Here is an 18,210-nt window from a genome sequence, read left to right on the forward strand (position 1 = left end):
AGAATGCGCCCCTTTCTTTACCAGATGTCAGATGGAAAACGCCTTGAATAATCGACAGACCCGCATTGATGCCCTCTACGAAGCCGCTCGTCAACGAATCCTGATTCTGGATGGCGGCATGGGTACCATGATTCAGTCTCATCGTTTCAGTGAGGCCGATTATCGCGGCGAGCGTTTTTCAGACTGGCATCAGGATGTAGCGGGCAACAATGACCTGTTATCACTGACACAGCCAGATGCGATTGAGGCCATTCATCGCGCCTATCTGGATGCTGGCGCTGATATTGTCGAGACCAACACGTTCAACTCCACGACAGTCTCCATGGCCGATTATGGTATGGAATCGCTGGTTCGCGAACTCAACGAAGCGGGAGCACGTGTCGCTAGACAGGCCTGTGATAGCATCGCCACCTCTGATCGACCCCGTTGGGTTGCCGGCGTACTCGGCCCCACCAGCCGCACGTTATCTATTTCTCCGGACGTCAATGATCCCGGCGCACGAAACACCAGCTTTGACGAACTAGTGGAAACCTATAACGAGGCCACAGAGGGGCTGATTGCAGGTGGTGCTGATCTCATCCTGATTGAAACCATTTTTGACACACTGAATGCCAAGGCCGCCATTTTTGCCGTTCAGGGAACCTTCGAAAAACTGGGCGTGACTCTCCCGGTTATGATCTCCGGCACGATAACCGATGCCAGCGGGCGCACTCTGTCGGGGCAAACTCCGGAAGCCTTCTGGAATTCTTTGTCACACGCAAAACCTTTTTCCATTGGCCTTAATTGTGCACTGGGCGCTAAAGAACTGCGCCCCCACATTGAAGAGTTATCACGGGTTGCCGACACACTCGTCAGTGCTCACCCCAATGCCGGGTTGCCTAATGAGTTCGGCGAATACGATGAAAGCGCCGAGGAAATGGCGGCCATTGTGACCGAATTTGCCCAGAGTGGTCTGGTTAATATTATTGGTGGCTGCTGTGGAACCACTCCTGCACATATCCGAGCGATCGCTGAGTCCGTCGCCAAATTCCCGATTCGTGACATACCCCAAATTGCCCCCGCCTGCCGGCTCTCAGGCCTCGAACCATTCAATATCACCGCTGACTCACTGTTTGTGAACGTAGGCGAGCGCTGTAATGTGACCGGCTCTGCCCGCTTTAAACGGTTGGTACTCGAGGGTGATTACAATACTGCCCTCGATGTTGCTCGCCAGCAGGTGGAGGATGGCGCCCAGATCATTGATATCAACATGGATGAAGGCATGCTGGACGCCATCGAGGCGATGACAACTTTTCTCAAACTGGTTGCCACCGAGCCGGATATCTCTCGCATCCCCCTGATGATCGACTCCTCCAAGTGGCATGTGATTGAGGCTGGCCTGAAGTGGGCCCAGGGCAAGTGTGTAGTCAACTCCATCAGCCTCAAGGAAGGCGAAGCATCGTTCATTGAGCAGGCAAAACTCTGTCTGCGCTATGGTGCTGCGGTAGTGGTTATGGCCTTTGATGAAGAGGGCCAGGCGGACAATCTGGCCAGACGTCAGCAAATTTGCCAAAGAAGCTATGACATTCTGGTCAACCAGGTGGGCTTTGCACCTAACGACATCATTTTTGACCCCAATGTGTTCGCCGTCGCCACCGGTATCGATGAACACAACAATTATGCGGTTGACTTTATTGATGCCTCACGCTGGATAACCGCCAACCTACCTGGCGCTCTGATTTCCGGCGGAATCAGTAATGTCTCGTTCTCGTTTCGCGGTAACAACCCCGTGCGAGAGGCCATCCATTCTGTCTTCCTGTATCACGCCATCCATGCCGGTTTGCGTATGGGAATCGTGAATGCAGGTCAGCTGGCCGTGTACAGCGACCTGCCTGCAGAACTGCGCGATAGGGTTGAGGACGTCATCCTTAACCGCCATACCGATGCCACCGAGAACCTGCTTAATATCGCCGAGAAATACCGGGGTGATGGAACCGAAGAGAAAAAAGAAGACCTGGAATGGCGTTCATGGCCGGTTGCTAAACGACTGGAACATGCTTTAGTGAAAGGGATTACTGCCTTTATCGAAGAGGATACTGAAGCCGCACGACAGGAGGCTGACCGTCCGCTGCATGTCATTGAAGGTCCACTGATGGACGGCATGAATGTGGTCGGCGACCTCTTTCAGGAAGGTAAAATGTTCCTGCCCCAGGTGGTCAAATCCGCGCGGGTCATGAAACAGGCCGTTGCTTACCTGCAACCCTATATTGAAGCGGAGAAGGAAGAAGGGGCTGAAGCCAATGGAAAAATCCTGATGGCGACGGTCAAAGGCGATGTCCACGATATTGGTAAAAATATTGTCGGTGTGGTGCTGCGCTGCAATAACTACGAGGTGATTGATCTCGGAGTTATGGTGCCCGCGGAAAAAATCATTCAAACAGCAAAGGAAGAGGCCGTTGACATTATTGGCCTCTCCGGACTGATTACCCCCTCACTGGACGAGATGGTACACATCGCCAGTGAACTGGAACGGCAGCAACTCGACTTTCCGCTATTAATTGGTGGGGCGACAACCTCCAAAGCGCATACGGCTGTCAAGATCGACCCCAAGTTCAAGCGTAATCAGACAATCTACGTCCCGGATGCCTCTCGCGCTGTGGGTGTCGCCAGCAAGCTGCTGAGTAAAGACCTGCGGGATGCGTTCGTCACCGATATCCAACTTGAATACGAGCAGGTCCGCCAGCGAACAGCCAACCGCAAACCCAAGGGAACCACACTCCCCTATACGGAAGCCCGCAAAGCAGGACTCACCACAGATTGGGCAAGCTACACGCCTGTAAAACCTTCGGTTTTGGGGCTGCAAATACTGGATGATTACCCGCTGGAAAAGCTAGTTGATGTCATTGATTGGACTCCCTTCTTTATCACCTGGGGACTAGCAGGCAAGTACCCCAAAATTCTTGATGATGAAAAAGTCGGCGAAGCCGCCAGAAACCTGTTTAGTGACGCACAAACCATGCTCGCCAAGTTGCTCGATGAGCATCGATTGAAAGCCCAAGGGGTTTTTGCTCTCTGGCCAGCAAATACCATCAACAGCGATGATATTGAAATTTATAGTGACGATTCTCGAACCGAGGTGCTCGGCACCCTGCACCAGATCCGGCAGCAGGTCCGCAAGCTCGGTGCTGGGGACGAATTACTGTCGCTTGCCGATTACATTGCCCCGAAAGAAAGTGGCGTAGCGGATTATATCGGTGCATTTGCCGTCACCGCTGGTATCGGGGCTGACGAACTGGCTAACGAATACGAGTCCCAAGGCGATGACTACAGCAGCATCATGGTCAAGGCCCTGGCAGACCGCTTGGCAGAAGCGTTTGCCGAACATCTACACGAGCGGGTACGCAAGGAATTCTGGGGCTATGCCCCCAATGAAAATCTGGATGCCGAGGCACTAATTCGGGAACAATATCGGGGTATACGCCCTGCGCCCGGCTACCCCGCCTGCCCGGATCACAGTGAAAAAGACACGCTGTTCCGGTTACTGGAAGTCACCGACAAAACTGCCATTTCCCTCACAGAAAGTTTTGCCATGCTGCCTGCTGCTTCGGTGAGCGGACTGTACTTCTCTCACCCGCAGACAAAATATTTCAATACGGGTAAAATACAGAAGGATCAGTTGGAAAGCTTGGCGGAGCGAAAACAGGTCTCCGTGGAACAGATGAAACGCTGGCTTAGTCCGATCTTGGAAGATTGACATGAATAAACCCGACCCCGACAACGAGAAGAAACCCGGTTTTTGGCAAATTGTTTTCAGTACAATGGCTGCCTTTTTCGGTGTTCAGAGCAATAAAAACCGCGAGCGCGATTTTAAACACGGGAACATATACGCCTATGTGGCCTCCGGGTTAATTTTCACCGTGATATTTATTTTCTGTGTGATTACAGTCGTCAAGATGGTGTTGAGTAGTCGGGGTATGTAAACACCGAAAATAAGCGTCCAGGAGAAGATGTTAAGCGGCAGTAGCAAAAATCAGACACAAAAAAAGGCGGCCAATGGCCGCCTTTTTTAATGCAGCAGTTACTGATTGCTCAACCAGAAAATCACTGTCGCTACAAATAAACAGACAGTTGCAATAGCTGCAATGGCATCAGCACAGCTGTCGCCATCATTTTTTTCTGCTTCCATAACTGCATCAACTTGATTGTTCATAGTTCTTGTACCTCCAGGCTGGGACGAACGGCGGGCGCATTGTAGCAACATCACTAAACGATGTCCCTATTATCGTGGTGAATCCTTTATTACCCAACGCAACCTGGTTAGAGAGAAAAAGTTTTTCAAATCCGTGGGCGCTGCCGCTATTATCCACATCCGACTGACAGACCGCGCGTTAACCTGTAGAATTCGCGGCTTTCTGCCACCTGGCACACGAGAAATTACAGACACTATGTACCGTTATACTGAACACGATCAGAAAATTATCGAGGAGCGCGTTGCCCAGTTCCGGGGGCAAACTTCACGCTACCTGGCTGGGGAACTGGCTGACGAAGAGTTCCTGCCTCTGCGCCTGCAAAATGGACTTTACATCCAGCGCCTGGCACCCATGCTGAGGGTTGCTGTTCCCTATGGCCTGCTCAATGCCGGGCAATTTCGCAAACTGGCGCACATCGCCCGCCACTACGACAAGGGCTATTGCCATTTCACAACCCGCCAGAACATTCAGTTCAACTGGCCACAGCTTGAAGAAGTGCCGGACATTCTGGCCGAGCTTGCGGAAGTACAGATGCATGCTGTACAGACCAGCGGTAACTGTATTCGCAATATAACTTCCGACCAGTATGCCGGTGTGGCTGAGGATGAAATCGAAGATCCCCGCCCCTGGTGTGAAATTCTGCGTCAGTGGTCAACCTTCCACCCGGAATTCGCGTACCTGCCGCGTAAGTTCAAAATTGCCGTGAGCGGCTCAGAAAGCGACCGCGCAGCCATCCTTGTTCACGATATCGGCCTGCAGCTGTTGCGTAACGATGAAGGCGAATTGGGTTTCAAGGTGTATGTCGGTGGTGGTCTAGGCCGTACCCCGGTAATCGGTAGTGTCATTCGCGAATTCCTTCCCTGGCAGCACATTCTTGGCTACCTGGATGCCATCGTGCGTGTCTATAACCGCTATGGTAATCGTGCTAATAAATACAAGGCGCGGATCAAGATTCTGGTACGCGCCTGGACCCCCGAAGTCTTTGCCGAAAAGGTTGAAGCTGAGTGGTCTCACATTAAGGATGGCCCCTGCACACTCACACAGGAAGAAGTGGACCGGGTGAAACAATACTTCACTCTCCCGGATTACCAGGTTCTGGATGACGCCACCGAAGAGGCAGCACTGCAAGCCCTGAGTGCCGACAACATAGCCTTCGCGAAATGGCGGGAACGCAACACGCTGAAACATCGTGTCGCCGGTTACAGTATTGTCCACCTGTCACTGAAGCCGACTGGCGTTGCACCTGGTGACGTGACCGACAGCCAATTGGAAGCCATTGCCGACCTCGCCGACAAATATTCCTTCGGTGAGATTCGCGCCACCCACAACCAGAATCTGGTGTTGGCCGATGTCAGAAAATCCGACCTCCATGCCCTGTGGCAGGAGGCCAAAGCTGGCGGTTTCGCCACACCCAATATCGGCACACTGACTGACCTGATCTGCTGCCCCGGCGGTGATTTCTGTTCCCTGGCGAACGCAAAATCCATCCCGGTTGCAGAAGCCATTCAACGCCGCTTCGACGACATGGATTACGTCTATGATCTCGGAGATCTGAGTCTCAATATTTCCGGCTGTATGAACGCCTGTGGACACCACCATGTCGGCAATATCGGCATTCTGGGCGTCGACAAAAAGGGTGAGGAGTTCTATCAGGTCCAACTGGGTGGCTCCTCAGAGAATGACGCCGCGCTCGGCAACGTTCTGGGGCCCTCATTTGGCCGCGAAGAAATGCCTGACATCATCAGTCGAATTCTTGATGTCTATATCAATAACCGCCTGGGTGATGAGCTGTTTATTGACACTTATCGCCGCATCGGCCTCGACCCATTTAAGGAGAGCGTCTATGCCAAAAATCATTAATAAAGACAAAATTGTCGACGACAAGTGGGTAGTTTTGCCCAAAAACTATTCCGGCAATCTGCCAGAGAACCAATTGTCCCTGGCACCCATGAAGTATTGGCTCGAAAACAAGGAGTCCATCCGAATAGCCGTACTGGGGCTGTGGATCGACAGTGATGAAGATGTGGAAGCGCTAGGGGAAGACGCCAACCAATTCCCATTGATTGCTGTAAATTTCCCCTCATTCACTGACGGTCGCGGGTTTTCCACCGCCAGACTGCTTAGAGAGCGCTTTGGTTACAATGGCCAATTGCGCGCCATAGGCAACCCCAATCGCGACCAGCTTTTCTACCTAAAGCGCTGCGGTTTTGATTCATTCGTCTTGCCAGAAGGTACGGACCTGGAAGCTGCCCTGGAGTCGCTGAAGGATTTCAGCGTCACCTATCAAAACGCTGCAGACCAGCCTAACCCTCACTTCCGGCGCGATCAGTAAGTGAATAGCCGGTTGCATACTGCAACCGGCACTTGCTGCCCCTCCACCCGTACCTCACAATAGGGGTTGTGGAGTACCCCTATGAATGAAGCCGTTTTTCAGTCGTTCTTCCTGATATTCACCGGCGCTGCCATTATTGCCTCTTTGGCCATTTATGGTCGGCAGCCCCTGCTTGTAGCCTACATCGCTCTGGGTGCACTGATCGGTCCTTACGGACTTGGTTGGGTACAGGACGTCCACCTGCTGTCTGAAATCTCCGAAATCGGCATTATTTTTCTGCTATTTCTGTTGGGCCTGGATCTTCAGCCTCAATCGCTGATGACCGCGCTCAGAAAAGTCACCGTAGTGACTCTGATTAGCTCCGCACTCTTCGCCGCTGCCGGTTATCTGATCGCCCACCTGTTTGGCTTCAACTCTACCGAATGTCTGATTATCGGTGCGGCAATGATGTTTTCCAGCACCATTATTGGTATCAAGCTGCTACCAACCACCATTCTTCACCACCGTCATATCGGTAACATGATGATCGGCTTACTGCTGATGCAGGATTTTCTGGCGATCTTTGTATTACTGGTCCTGCTCAGTGGTGAAGGTGGGCAGATTAATGTCATGCAGATCGGCTTCACCCTATTGGCGCTACCGCTACTGATCCTGTTTGCCTGGGCCTTTGTCCGCTGGGTCTTATTGAAACTGATAGCCAAATTCGACCGGATGGGCGAATATATTTTTCTGCTCGCCATCGGCTGGTGTATGGGTTTGTCGGAGCTCGCTGAAGTCGTAGGACTGTCGCGGGAAATTGGCGCATTCCTCGCGGGCATCACCCTCGCCTCTAGCCCAATCTCCCAACACATTGCCCTGACACTGAAACCTCTCAGGGATTTTTTCCTGATCATGTTTTTCTTTTCCCTGGGCGCGGGATTCAATCTTGGACTGTTACCGGAAATTGCCTTGGCATCTGTGGCACTTGGCGGGACGATGCTGATTCTGAAACCGGCGATTTTCCGTTTCCTGCTGGGTCGGCAGAGCGAAAAGAAGGTATTGGCCTGGGATATTGGCTTTCGCCTCGGACAGATCAGTGAATTTTCGTTATTGATTGCCTATGTGGCTTTCAACGCCTCTCTGATCAGTGTTCAGGCATCTCACCTGATACAGGCTGCCGCGATTCTGACCTTCCTGCTGTCGAGTTATATCGTGATTTTCAACTTCCCAAACCCGATCGCAGTCAGCGAACGATTGCGACGAAACTAACATGTGGCGGTCGGGCTTCTTCAGCCGTTATCAACGATTAATATTAACCAGGTAACGGCCTTCTTTGGCAGAGGCTGTTCCACACAGTCCTCTCCCAGCAAATTGACGTTGCGCAAAATAAACGAATGTTCGTCAGGAAAAAAACTGCTGTTTCCGGGTCCTATCCAGCCAACGCATTAAAAAACTATCTGCGCGACTCTCAGCCGCTAGGCCAAATTTTTCTGGCAGACTTTTATGATAGACGAACTTGACCTGGAAGATGTCCGCCTCGGCTGAGCGTTCGACGAGATAGGTATCGCTGGTTTTGAGTTCATCCACCAATAATTTATCAAGGGCATGGCAGCCAAGCCATACTTTTCCTGTAGAGATTTCATTAATATCAACAGCTTGTCTGTGATTTTTCACAAAGTCTTTAAAAATGTTGTGGATTTCTTCCAGGTCCTCAATAAATTTATCCCGGCCCTCTTCTGTATTTTCCCCGAACATCGTCAGGGTGCGTTTGTAATCACCAGCAGTATGCAGCTCCACATCGACATCGTGTTTTTTCAACAGGCGATTAAAATTTGGTAGCTGTGCCACAACGCCGATAGAACCGATCATGGCAAAGGGCGCGGCAAGGATTTTGTTGGCGACACAGGCCATCATATAACCACCGCTGGCCGCCACCTTATCAACACATACAGTGAGCGGAATATTCTGCTGACGAATCCTGTCCAACTGGCTGGCGGCAAGACCATAGCTATGCACCATGCCACCACCACTTTCCAGGCGAACAACTACCTCATCTTCCGGTTTTGCCTGGGTAAGAATGGCCGTAATTTCCTGGCGTAGACTAGCCACAGCCGACGCACGCATGTCTCCCTTGAAATCCAGCAGAAAAACCCTGCTTCTGATTTCCGAGTTGGTTTTTTTATCTTTGTCCGATTTCTTTTTTTCCTTGTGCCACAACTTACGCTTTCCCGGCGGGAGGGTTGCCAGCTGTATCACATTGCTCATCTGCTCATACGTCTCATTTAGTTGCTCGATCTCAAGCTCACCCTCGGCATGTTTGCGAGCGCGATTACTGAGGCCGATGGCAATGCCTATCACCACAACTAGGGAAATAATGAGAGTAATGGCCTTCGCCAGAAACAATCCATATTGCAGCAAATAATCCAACGTCAGTTCCCCTTACATCATAATTTTTCAATTAAAGCTCATTGGGTCAGGCCACCAAAACAGTTGACGGCATCACCAGAAAGTTATTGTATGTTACCTATGACTGTTAACCATATCCTATATCTGTTGGCAGTCCTATCGCCCATCCCCTTTATTCATGCCGTACGGGATGGCTCTCCCGGCTGGATAGTCACAGCCTTAGGTGGTGCTCTCGAAAGCTCACCCACACTATCCATTCAGCGCCTCGACGCATGAGACGTTAACGCTCGACTTTTACTGATGCGTTTTGCTATCTGACTATAAACGTCAGCTTCACGACCAGTAGACCCGCTTGTTGTATTGCTTCGGAATGATCAACCAAATTGCGGGCGGTATTCATTTGAGCAAGACCATCTCCATCAATCAGTCAACCTGATTGAGAGCACTGAAATCAAAAGTTCAATCTCAAAAAAGTGGTGATGACGATGTCAAAAGTAATTATTTCCTGTGCAGTCACGGGTTCCATACATACCCCTTCCATGTCGCCCTACCTGCCGGTGACCCCCGAGGAAATTGCTGAATCTGCCCTGGGTGCCGCTGAAGCAGGCGCCGCTATCGTTCACCTGCACGCCAGGGACCCTGTGGATGGACGGCCGGTACATACCCCTGAAGATTTCGCCCCGTTTCTTACGGCAATCAAAAGCCGCTCGGATGTCGTAGTAAACATAACCACCGGAGCATCCCCCTTCATGCCCGTTGAATACCGCGTTAAACCCGCTGAGCATTGGCAACCAGAGGTCGCCAGTCTAAATATGGGGTCGATGAACTTTGCCCTATTTCCCATGTTAAAACGCTTTAAAGAGTTTGAGCATGATTGGGAGCCGGAAATGCTCGAGGGCTCCCACGATCTGGTATTTCGCAACAGCTTTAAAGATATTCGCTACGCGCTGGATACACTTAACAAAACCGGAACCCGCTACGAATTCGAGTGTTACGACACCAGCCACCTCTACAATCTCCAGTACTTCTATCAGGAAGGCATTGTTAAGGCTCCCTTGTTTATTCAAACCTGTTTTGGCCTGCTCGGTGGCATTGGCGCACATCCCGAGGATGTCATGCATATGAAGCGAACTGCGGATCGTCTCTTTGGGGATCATTACCGCTGGTCAGTGTTGGCTGCCGGTTCCAATCAAATGCGCGTGGCAGCCATGGCAGCCTCCATGGGGGGCAATGTTCGGGTAGGACTTGAAGACTCGCTGTGGTTACGTCGTGGAGAACTGGCTAAAACCAATGCCGAACAGGTCTATCAGGTGCGTAAAACCATTGAAGGACTGGGGCTGGAAGTCGCAACTCCAGACGAGGCTCGAGCTATTCTTGAATTGAAAGGTAAAGAGAAGGTGGCATTCTAACCACCTCCTCAAAAAGGCCGTGATTTCGGGTTGTTCTCTCTAGAAAAAAGGCGATGACAGATTATCGCCATGTCGACACGGCCTGTTTCGCCTCGGGATTGACGGGGCGAGCCAACATGCCACCAAAAGCCAGTTTGACTTCATAGACAGCACCATCGGCCATGGGCAAAAAGGTGGCGCTGCCATATTGCGCGTCAATCCACCGTCCCAGACCCGGGAATTTTTTGAGTAGCATCCATGTGTCAAAGTCGGTGGGTGGTTCAACCAGCTGGTGTGCACTGGCCGGTTCCTCAAGCTGTTGGCGGATATCGGCATAACGGCCACTTAAGCGATCGAGGCGATACAGCGATTTGAAGCCAAGGCTGGCCAGAGTCGGATGCCATTTCACTATGCGCGCATCCAGCTGCCACTGATCGCCGCTCAGGTGATAGCGGTATTGCTCCCCGTTACTTTCCACCAGAATGACACGGTAGCGCTGGGACTGCAGCTTCTGAAACTGCATGGTGACCACAGCCTGCTCGTCCAGCAGGGATCGATAGCTGTGCAGGTCATATCCAGCTAAAAATAACACCGCGCTACCCGCTAACAGTAGCAAGCCCAATGCGGAGCGCAGAACAGCCGCCAGCATACCCTGCCCGATCAACGCCTTGAGCCCAAGCAACAGTAACAGAATGGCACCAACCATAATGATCGAGATGGGAAGTGACATGATCAACTCTCCGCTTCTCGACAGGTGGCGACAAAATGGCGGATAAGTTGGCCTGATAACGTATTTTCATCCGGGTGAGGAGGCAAATCACGGTAATGCCACCAGTCCGCTGCGACGATCTCTTCACCATCTACCTGAATCTCACCGCGCAGGTAGTCGGCGTGAAAGCCCAGCATTAATTGTCCGGGAAACGGCCAGGGTTGGCTGGCAAAATAGGTCAGGTTGGAAACCCGAATACCGACTTCTTCCATCACTTCACGATGCAACGCCTGCTCGACGGTTTCCCCCGGTTCAATGAAACCGGCCAGCGCGCTGTAATAGCGCCCTTCCCAGCGGGCACTGCTCGCCAACAGGCAATACTCGCCACGACGGATCACCACAATGACACAGGGGGACAAGCGCGGATAGAAGCGCTCCTCGCAGGTACCGCAGGAACGGGAGCGATCTTCGGGAATAACAGTAGTCGCCCGGCCGCAGCGACCGCAATAACGGTGCTGCTTATCCCACTGCACGATCTGACAAGCTCTACCCGCCAATTGAAAACGGGTTTCATCCAGATCGCCCAGCAAAGAACGAAGCGCAACAAAAGACATCCCGGAGGGCAGCTCGGCAGTGGATGCATCCACTGCATAACAGGGTTGCCCGTCGAACACGCCCAGTAAATGTTTTGTCCCGTTGAGTGATGGGGCGAGAAACTCCGAGAGGAAAACGTCCCCTGAGCTCTCTGTAGCGCAGGCAACCTGTTGTCCATTAACGGCAATTAGCAGCGGGGTTTTATGGATACCCTCAGGCAGAGAGGAACAAGGTACAAAGTGGTGTTCTGAATTACCCATCAGCGCTGGTGTTAGGCTGCTTCCAGAGTCAACAAGCATTCTTCAGCCACACTGAGCACTGCGTCGTCAAAATTGCGGTTCCAGCGACGGTTTTGCAAGTAATACTCGAGGCTGACAATGGCGTCAGCAAACACTTCCATCGTCGAGGCCAGCGTCACGGTTCCGCCGGAAGTAACGCAGCGATTAAGAATCTCCAGGCAGCGCCGGGCAACATTCTCGGCACGGGTGAGCTCCAGCATACCCATCGGCCCGAGAATCAGTTTGAAATTATCCAGCAGCGGTTCGGCGACTTCATCACCGGCTATACCATCACAGTAATCTGCTGTCATCTGCATGACCACTGACAGGTGATCATTGGCTTCCTGAAGCGCCCTTCTCTCTGCATGTTCAACAATATTGTTTTCCACGACCTGTTTGAGGCTGCGTGTGTTCACCTTGGCAATGTGGGATTCCGAAGGCGCTTGGGACTGTAACTCCGTCAGGATACAGTCCAGGTACAGCAACGTATCGGCCAGTTGCTCATAGAGCTGCATGGGCAATTGACCGCCCTGCAGGCTTTCAATACCGGCAACATGAACCTGGCATCGTTGACTGGCAAGTTTCAGGTGGCTCTGTTCGCATAACTCGCCCAGCAGACTAAGCCCGGCTACCAGCTCTTCACAACGTTCCCCTGGATCCGCGTCTGACGTCATACCTTCATCAAGTTGCTGCCGGAGCTGATCAACTTGCTCGGCGATTGCCTCCAGCAATACACCGAGGGGCTTATCGCTATCCCCCGTGAAGCTGTTCCGACTCTCCGCAATTTCCTGACTGGTTATGCCGGGCGAAGTAACACCCAGCTTGTTCGCCAGTTTCTTGGCACCGTCACTCTGCAATCCGGACAGGGCGAAAAAAGCCAGCGCTCTTTGCTGGATATCCAGCGGATAAAACGCGCTCGCATCACGGTTCTCTTCCATAACACGCAACTGCTTTTCCACACTCATCAGTGTTTTGAGCAGGCTCTGCTCAAAACCCAGTGTGCCACGATGCATCGCACTGAGAATTTCAAACAACAGGGACCAATAATCGCGCTCGGCAGGTTCAGTGAGTGTCTTGCGCAACCGGTGTACGCCGTGGGCCATAACCTTGATAGCAGCCTTGCGATTTACTCCCCGGAAGGCGTGTACCAAACCTTGCTGAAACAGACGTCTTACCGAAGCAACGACCTGCCGCTCATCCTCGGTTCGCAGCGAAACATTGAGCAGTGGTAAATTTTCCGGTGTGCAATCACGTACTGCATCTCTTTCGTCCATCACTGGCTTACCAGCCACGGCACGCAATTCGTTGATCTCCGGAAGCAACAACATCAAGTTGTCCTGCTTGAGATTTGCCAGTTGCTGCAGGTAGGCAGAAAAGCTTTGCAACGCAGCGTAAACAGCCTTGGCTTCATAGGAGCCAGATGCCAGTTGAACCGGGGTATCCGCCAGCTCTGAAACCGCCTGCATAAAAGCAGTGGCGCTGGGCAACTCCAGAACTTTCAAAGCCCCTGAAAGAGCCGTAAGGTGTCCCTTAAACTTCTCCAAATCGACGCGGTCAGCGGCATCTTCAAGCAATTGCATCAGGGCGAGCACTTCTTTTTCAAGCTCTTCCTGCACCATCGCAATAACTTGGGGATTTATTGGATACATTAACGCATTCACCCTTTATAATTGCAGGCCGAAAGTTTACAAAACCACGAGGCCCGGGATAGTTTTTTCGTCACCAGATGGTCTCCGATAATAACACCATTAGCTCCCTGCGTTTGAGCCCGAGATAGACCGAACAAATAAAAAGGAACCCTTCATGTCCCAATCCATGTTCCAGGCATTCACGAAAAACTTTCTTGGCAATTCCCCAGACTGGTACAAATACACCATTTTGGGCTTTCTGGCTATTAACCCTGTTCTGGTTTTTACCGTTGGCCCTTTTGTGACCGGCTGGCTGCTGATTATCGAGTTCATTTTTACGTTGGCAATGGCGCTTAAGTGCTATCCGCTGCAGCCCGGTGGCTTGCTCGCTATTGAAGCCATTTTCCTGGGACTGGCCCAACCTGAAACCGTTTACCATGAAGCCATTGGAAATTTTGAAGTTATCCTTCTTCTGATGTTTATGGTGGCAGGCATCTATTTCATGCGCGATCTGCTGCTGTTTACCTTCACTAAAATTTTGATCGGTGTACGATCCAAAGCTGTTCTGTCACTGCTTTTCTGTATCACAGGCGCCTTTTTATCTGCTTTTCTCGACGCATTGACTGTGACCGCTGTATTGATCAGTGTCGCCGTTGGCTTCTATTCCGTTTATCACAAGGTTGCTTCCGGTAAGGAAGTACACCATGACCACGACCATTCCAGCGACGTATCCGTGATGGAATATCACCGGGAAGACCTGGAAGGATTTCGTTCTTTTTTGCGCAGCTTAATCATGCACGGTGTGGTGGGAACGGCACTGGGTGGTGTCTGCACCCTGGTGGGTGAACCCCAGAATTTGCTGATTGCCGAAAAGGCCGGCTGGAGCTTTATCCACTTTTTCCTCGTCATGGCACCAGTCACCATGCCAGTTCTGGTCTGTGGGTTACTGACTTGCTTGCTGCTGGAGAAAACTGGCATTTTTGGTTATGGCGCAGTTATTCCAACAAACGTCCGCACCGTTCTCGAGGAATTCAATGTTGAGGAATCCAAAAAGCTGACCAACAGGCACCGTGCGACCCTTATTGTACAAGCCCTGGTGGCCATTTTTCTGGTGGTTGGTCTGGCATTGCATTTGGCGGCCGTGGGACTGATCGGCCTGACCGTTATTGTGTTGCTAACCGCCTTTAATGGTGTCACAGAAGAACACCAGATTGGCCACGCATTTGAAGAGGCGCTTCCCTTCACCGCACTACTGGTGGTGTTTTTTGCTGTCGTCGCAGTGATTCATGAACAGCATCTGTTCTCACCGATTATTAACGCGGTGCTCGCCATGGACCAGAGCATTCAGCCGGTGATGTTCTTTATCGCCAACGGTGTACTATCCATGATCAGTGACAACGTGTTTGTGGCTACGGTATACATCAACGAAGTGAAGGCTGTATTTGAAGCAGGAAAAATCAGTCGCGAACACTTTGATCTGCTGGCTGTTGCCATCAACACCGGTACAAACCTGCCCAGTGTTGCCACCCCGAACGGTCAGGCTGCATTTCTGTTCCTGTTAACTTCAGCGCTGGCCCCACTGATTCGTTTGTCATACGGACGCATGGTAATTATGGCACTGCCTTACACCATCGTACTTTCCGGTGTTGGCATTATCAGTGTTGTTTTTATTCTTTAAGTTATAAGGCTAGTCCTTAGACAACCAAAGACACGCGCCACTGGCCTGCTCAATGCGGGCCAGTTGTGCATTGTGGGCTTCGATTTCCTCATCAGAGGCTTTGATCACTTTGAGCGGCTTCCGATCAGCTGACAACCGTCTGATCGCTTCTCCCCCTGACACACCGCCACGGGCACCGTGACCTCCAAACCCGAGATCCACTTGACCGCCGGTCATCATCAGATAGACGTCAGCAAGAATCTCGGCATCTAACAATGCGCCGTGCAGATCCCGCTGTGAGTTGTCCACATCGTAACGTTTGCAGAGTGCGTCCAGATTGTTCTTCTGACCGGGATGCCGTTGGCGGGCCATCACCAGGGTATCGACCACGGAACAGTAATCGAGGGTTTTACCATAGCCTTTCAGCTTGGCAAATTCGTGATCGATAAAACCGACATCAAAGGGCGCATTGTGGATTACCAGCTCGGCACCCTCGATGAATGCCAGAAAGTCTTCGGCGATGGCTTCAAACAGGGGTTTGTCGGCGAGAAACTCGTTGCTGATGCCATGCACTTCCAGCGCGCCATCATCGACTTCCCGTTGGGGGTTGATGTACTGGTGGTAGTGACGGCCGGTGAGACGACGATTGATTACTTCGACACAGCCGATCTCGATAATGCGGTGGTCCTGTGTAGTTTCCAGACCGGTAGTTTCAGTATCCAGAACAACCTGGCGCATATGATTACCTTTGGGTAGTGTTTGCTGTTATCCATTAACGGGGAGTTCATCAATCCCCCGGTTGGCCAGTTGATCTGCCAGTTCGTTTTCACGGTGGCCGCTATGTCCCTTGACCCAGTGCCATTCAACCTCATGCCTGGCTACTTCCTCGTCAAGCTTTTGCCACAAGTCGACATTTTTTACCGGTTTCTTGGCAGCGGTTTTCCAGCCACGTTTTTTCCAGTTCTCCAGCCAACTGGTTATGCCCTGCCGTACATACTCGGAATCCGTCGTCAGGCTCACCTTACAGGGCTGAGTCAGCGCTGCCAGTGATTCTATGGCTGCCGTCAGCTCCATACGGTTGTTGGTCGTCATGGCCTCACCACCATAGAGTTCCTTCTCATGCCCTCCGTAGCGAAGCAACGCACCCCATCCGCCTGGGCCGGGATTTCCACGACAAGCGCCATCTGTAAAAACTTCTACTTCTTTCAATCTACTTTCTTCCTGTGTGGGGACTTTCTCATAGCAGACTTCTCAATACCCGGCACCAGCGGCGCACTGATTGAGCGCCACAGTCGAGAGCCCGCCGGTGTCAGCCTCGCGGTATATTTTCTTGCACGCACAATATAAAAAGCGCCCCAGGGCAGCCGAAGCCTCTGACCGGCCCGCTCCAGTGGACCGGGTTCCTGACAACTGTCACCACACCCCAGAGGCCAACTGAAACATCCGGATACGGCTTTCTCAGGTTGCAGATTGAGTAGCCGTAACCAATCCAGCAGACGTCGGTTGCGCAGGCTATGGTGTCGCCAGCCCAGCTGGTTTGAAAAGAGTCTGGCCGGCCACTTGGCGATTCCAAACAGGCTGATCGGATTCAACACGACCAAGATCACTTGGCCGCCGGGAGTCAGTACTCTGGCGACCTCACTCAACACCTCATGGGGATATTGCGAAAATTCCAGTGCATGGTGCAACAGAACCGTATCAATGGTCTCGGAAGGCAACGGCAACGCATCAAAATCAGCGACGGCGGCAGCATTGCCAGTACCGGAGGGTGAGGCACTGATACAGAAACTATGTAAATGGTGATAATCATCACCCAACAGGCGACAGGCTCCCGCACCCAGGTAGAGCATCCGGTGGGCCTCAGTGGAGGGCATTAATTGCTCGAGTGCCTGCTGTTCCCGACGAAGTAACAATTCACCCTGACGGGTATGGAACCAGCTATCCAGCGCCTGTTGCGAATCAGCCAGCGGCAACACAGCATGGCGAAGGTCCAGATATTCAACTATCCCCTTGAACCACTCCTGTAATCGCATTCAGAAACCCGGATTAACCTTTTCGACCCTGTTGTTTATTATGGGTAATATGTTGCCCGAAAACTACCGGATCAATCCATGTCATTAATCATTGAGCGTATTGCCGCCTTTAGCGACAACTATTTTTGGCTGTTTCATCAGGCTGACAGCCAGCTTGCCTGTGTGGTGGATCCGGGCGATGCCGCACCGGTTGAAGCCGCACTTAAAGAACACCGACTGACTCTGAATGGGATTCTGGTAACACATCATCACCATGACCATATCGGCGGCATCAGGGAATTACTCCAAAATCATCCAGTGCCCGTCTACGGCCCGGGCAGCATCGAAGAGATCACGCACCCGGTAGCTGATCAAGACCACCTAACCATCGAGGGCACCCTGTTTGAGGTAATCGCCGTTCCCGGGCACACCTTGGACCACATTGCATTTTTTGCCCCTGAGGAATCCCTTGTTTTCTGCGGAGACACACTGTTTGCTGGAGGTTGCGGCAGATTATTTGAGGGAACACCGAAACAGATGTGGCAGTCCCTGCAAAAATTAATCGCTCTACCCCCATCAACCCGCATTTTCTGTGCTCATGAATACACCCAGGCAAATCTGCGCTTTGCCCAAGCGGTTGAACCGGAAAACAAGGCCTTGGCGATAAGAGTAAATGAGGTTGAGACTTTGCGCCGTGCTGGCATGGCAACCGTGCCATCAACCCTGGCCGAGGAAGTGGCGACCAACCCTTTTCTGAGGCCTGAACAGGCTTCTGTCCACTTGGCAGCAGAAGCCCATGAAGGTCACACAATTCAGAGCTCAGATGAGGTATTTCGCGTCATACGACAGTGGAAAGATAACTTTTAGGTTAAGGGATCTACTTCAACCTGAAGGGCGACTGACCGAGACTTTGCTCACAGCGGCAACAACTACTCGATCCCAAAGATTGCAGGCATGGGATCGCACCGTTAGAATTCTTGGCCAACGTGCTGGCTAAC

The 18,210-nt window shown here is 51.9% G+C and carries 16 protein-coding genes; 8 read left to right on the forward strand and 8 right to left on the reverse strand.

Annotation, left to right across the window (positions count from 1 at the left end; genetic code table 11):
• Nucleotides 1-43 precede the first annotated feature (43 nt).
• Together metH and Q8A57_RS09370 are read left to right on the forward strand one after the other, a co-directional pair.
• A complete protein-coding gene (metH, locus tag Q8A57_RS09365; protein ID WP_305170839.1) occupies nt 44-3,733 on the forward strand; it encodes a methionine synthase in 3,690 nt (1,229 codons plus the stop codon).
• 1 nt (nt 3,734) lies between these two features.
• Nucleotides 3,735-3,959 carry a DUF2970 domain-containing protein gene (locus Q8A57_RS09370; RefSeq protein ID WP_305170840.1) on the forward strand — a complete coding sequence of 75 codons (225 nt, stop codon included), beginning with the start codon at nt 3,735-3,737 and terminating at the stop codon, nt 3,957-3,959.
• A 98-nt stretch (nt 3,960-4,057) separates the two neighbouring features.
• Here the strand turns inward: Q8A57_RS09370 and Q8A57_RS09375 are convergent, their stop codons facing one another.
• Nucleotides 4,058-4,189, reverse strand: a complete 132-nt coding sequence (locus Q8A57_RS09375; protein WP_305170841.1) for a hypothetical protein — start codon at nt 4,187-4,189, stop codon at nt 4,058-4,060.
• 235 nt (nt 4,190-4,424) lie between these two features.
• Between Q8A57_RS09375 and Q8A57_RS09380 the strand changes: the two genes are divergently transcribed.
• The 3 genes from Q8A57_RS09380 to Q8A57_RS09390 all read left to right on the forward strand — a co-directional run bounded on the left by Q8A57_RS09380 (nt 4,425) and on the right by Q8A57_RS09390 (nt 7,809).
• Nucleotides 4,425-6,089: a nitrite/sulfite reductase gene (locus Q8A57_RS09380; protein WP_305170842.1), complete on the forward strand. Its 1,665-nt coding sequence runs from the start codon at nt 4,425-4,427 to the stop codon at nt 6,087-6,089.
• Nucleotides 6,073-6,561 carry a DUF934 domain-containing protein gene (locus Q8A57_RS09385; RefSeq protein ID WP_305170843.1) on the forward strand — a complete coding sequence of 163 codons (489 nt, stop codon included), beginning with the start codon at nt 6,073-6,075 and terminating at the stop codon, nt 6,559-6,561. Before Q8A57_RS09380 ends, Q8A57_RS09385 begins: the two co-directional genes overlap by 17 nt.
• Before the next feature lie 81 nt (nt 6,562-6,642).
• Entirely contained in the window at nt 6,643-7,809 is a 1,167-nt protein-coding gene (locus tag Q8A57_RS09390) for a cation:proton antiporter (protein WP_305170844.1), read from the forward strand.
• Nucleotides 7,810-7,941: 132 nt separating this feature from the next.
• Here Q8A57_RS09390 and sohB read toward each other — a convergent pair whose 3' ends face one another.
• Entirely contained in the window at nt 7,942-8,967 is a 1,026-nt protein-coding gene (gene sohB, locus Q8A57_RS09395; protein WP_305170845.1) for a protease SohB, read from the reverse strand.
• Nucleotides 8,968-9,431: 464 nt separating this feature from the next.
• On the opposite strand from sohB, the gene Q8A57_RS09400 reads away from it, so the two are divergent.
• Nucleotides 9,432-10,355, forward strand: coding sequence for a beta-keto acid cleavage family enzyme (locus tag Q8A57_RS09400; protein ID WP_305170846.1), 924 nt, complete (start codon nt 9,432-9,434; stop codon nt 10,353-10,355).
• A 61-nt stretch (nt 10,356-10,416) separates the two neighbouring features.
• Here the strand turns inward: Q8A57_RS09400 and Q8A57_RS09405 are convergent, their stop codons facing one another.
• Genes Q8A57_RS09405 through Q8A57_RS09415 form a run of 3 tightly spaced genes read right to left on the reverse strand, consistent with a single transcriptional unit; the run spans nt 10,417 to nt 13,564 of the window.
• Nucleotides 10,417-11,064, reverse strand: coding sequence for a cation/multidrug efflux pump (locus Q8A57_RS09405; RefSeq protein WP_305170847.1), 648 nt, complete (start codon nt 11,062-11,064; stop codon nt 10,417-10,419).
• Nucleotides 11,065-11,066: 2 nt separating this feature from the next.
• The gene (nudC, locus tag Q8A57_RS09410) at nt 11,067-11,936 is read right to left on the reverse strand and encodes an NAD(+) diphosphatase (protein ID WP_305170848.1); all 870 of its coding nucleotides are present in this window, start codon (nt 11,934-11,936) and stop codon (nt 11,067-11,069) included.
• Entirely contained in the window at nt 11,909-13,564 is a 1,656-nt protein-coding gene (locus Q8A57_RS09415; protein WP_305170849.1) for a hypothetical protein, read from the reverse strand. Before Q8A57_RS09415 ends, nudC begins: the two co-directional genes overlap by 28 nt.
• A 154-nt stretch (nt 13,565-13,718) precedes the next feature.
• On the opposite strand from Q8A57_RS09415, the gene nhaB reads away from it, so the two are divergent.
• The gene (gene nhaB / locus Q8A57_RS09420; RefSeq protein WP_305170850.1) at nt 13,719-15,221 is read left to right on the forward strand and encodes a sodium/proton antiporter NhaB; all 1,503 of its coding nucleotides are present in this window, start codon (nt 13,719-13,721) and stop codon (nt 15,219-15,221) included.
• Nucleotides 15,222-15,230: 9 nt separating this feature from the next.
• Here the strand turns inward: nhaB and dnaQ are convergent, their stop codons facing one another.
• Genes dnaQ through Q8A57_RS09435 form a run of 3 tightly spaced genes read right to left on the reverse strand, consistent with a single transcriptional unit; the run spans nt 15,231 to nt 17,233 of the window.
• Nucleotides 15,231-15,938, reverse strand: coding sequence for a DNA polymerase III subunit epsilon (gene dnaQ / locus Q8A57_RS09425; protein ID WP_305170851.1), 708 nt, complete (start codon nt 15,936-15,938; stop codon nt 15,231-15,233).
• Between the two features lie 27 nt (nt 15,939-15,965).
• A complete protein-coding gene (gene rnhA / locus Q8A57_RS09430) occupies nt 15,966-16,409 on the reverse strand; it encodes a ribonuclease HI (RefSeq protein ID WP_305170852.1) in 444 nt (147 codons plus the stop codon).
• On the reverse strand, nt 16,406-17,233 hold the full coding sequence (locus tag Q8A57_RS09435) for a class I SAM-dependent methyltransferase (RefSeq protein WP_305170853.1): 828 nt from the start codon (nt 17,231-17,233) through the stop codon (nt 16,406-16,408). The genes rnhA and Q8A57_RS09435 overlap by 4 nt, the downstream gene beginning before the upstream one ends.
• Nucleotides 17,234-17,311: 78 nt before the next feature.
• On the opposite strand from Q8A57_RS09435, the gene gloB reads away from it, so the two are divergent.
• Nucleotides 17,312-18,079 carry a hydroxyacylglutathione hydrolase gene (gene gloB / locus Q8A57_RS09440; protein ID WP_305170854.1) on the forward strand — a complete coding sequence of 256 codons (768 nt, stop codon included), beginning with the start codon at nt 17,312-17,314 and terminating at the stop codon, nt 18,077-18,079.
• Nucleotides 18,080-18,210: the final 131 nt, after the last annotated feature.

The sequence above is a fragment of the Porticoccus litoralis genome, from assembly GCF_030676955.1.
GTDB classification, from domain to species: domain Bacteria; phylum Pseudomonadota; class Gammaproteobacteria; order Pseudomonadales; family Porticoccaceae; genus Porticoccus; species Porticoccus litoralis.

Excerpts from the sequence above, each read along its gene's own strand:
- Q8A57_RS09370 (WP_305170840.1), top strand. The coding sequence starts at position 3,735 with ATGAATAAACCCGACCCCGACAACGAGAAGAAACCCGGTTTTTGGCAA.
- Q8A57_RS09375 (WP_305170841.1), bottom strand. The coding sequence starts at position 4,189 with ATGAACAATCAAGTTGATGCAGTTATGGAAGCAGAAAAAAATGATGGC.
- Q8A57_RS09380 (WP_305170842.1), top strand. The coding sequence starts at position 4,425 with ATGTACCGTTATACTGAACACGATCAGAAAATTATCGAGGAGCGCGTT.
- Q8A57_RS09385 (WP_305170843.1), top strand. The coding sequence starts at position 6,073 with ATGCCAAAAATCATTAATAAAGACAAAATTGTCGACGACAAGTGGGTA.
- Q8A57_RS09390 (WP_305170844.1), top strand. The coding sequence starts at position 6,643 with ATGAATGAAGCCGTTTTTCAGTCGTTCTTCCTGATATTCACCGGCGCT.
- Q8A57_RS09400 (WP_305170846.1), top strand. The coding sequence starts at position 9,432 with ATGTCAAAAGTAATTATTTCCTGTGCAGTCACGGGTTCCATACATACC.
- Q8A57_RS09405 (WP_305170847.1), bottom strand. The coding sequence starts at position 11,064 with ATGTCACTTCCCATCTCGATCATTATGGTTGGTGCCATTCTGTTACTG.
- nudC (WP_305170848.1), bottom strand. The coding sequence starts at position 11,936 with ATGCTTGTTGACTCTGGAAGCAGCCTAACACCAGCGCTGATGGGTAAT.
- Q8A57_RS09415 (WP_305170849.1), bottom strand. The coding sequence starts at position 13,564 with ATGTATCCAATAAATCCCCAAGTTATTGCGATGGTGCAGGAAGAGCTT.
- nhaB (WP_305170850.1), top strand. The coding sequence starts at position 13,719 with ATGTCCCAATCCATGTTCCAGGCATTCACGAAAAACTTTCTTGGCAAT.
- dnaQ (WP_305170851.1), bottom strand. The coding sequence starts at position 15,938 with ATGCGCCAGGTTGTTCTGGATACTGAAACTACCGGTCTGGAAACTACA.
- Q8A57_RS09435 (WP_305170853.1), bottom strand. The coding sequence starts at position 17,233 with ATGCGATTACAGGAGTGGTTCAAGGGGATAGTTGAATATCTGGACCTT.
- gloB (WP_305170854.1), top strand. The coding sequence starts at position 17,312 with ATGTCATTAATCATTGAGCGTATTGCCGCCTTTAGCGACAACTATTTT.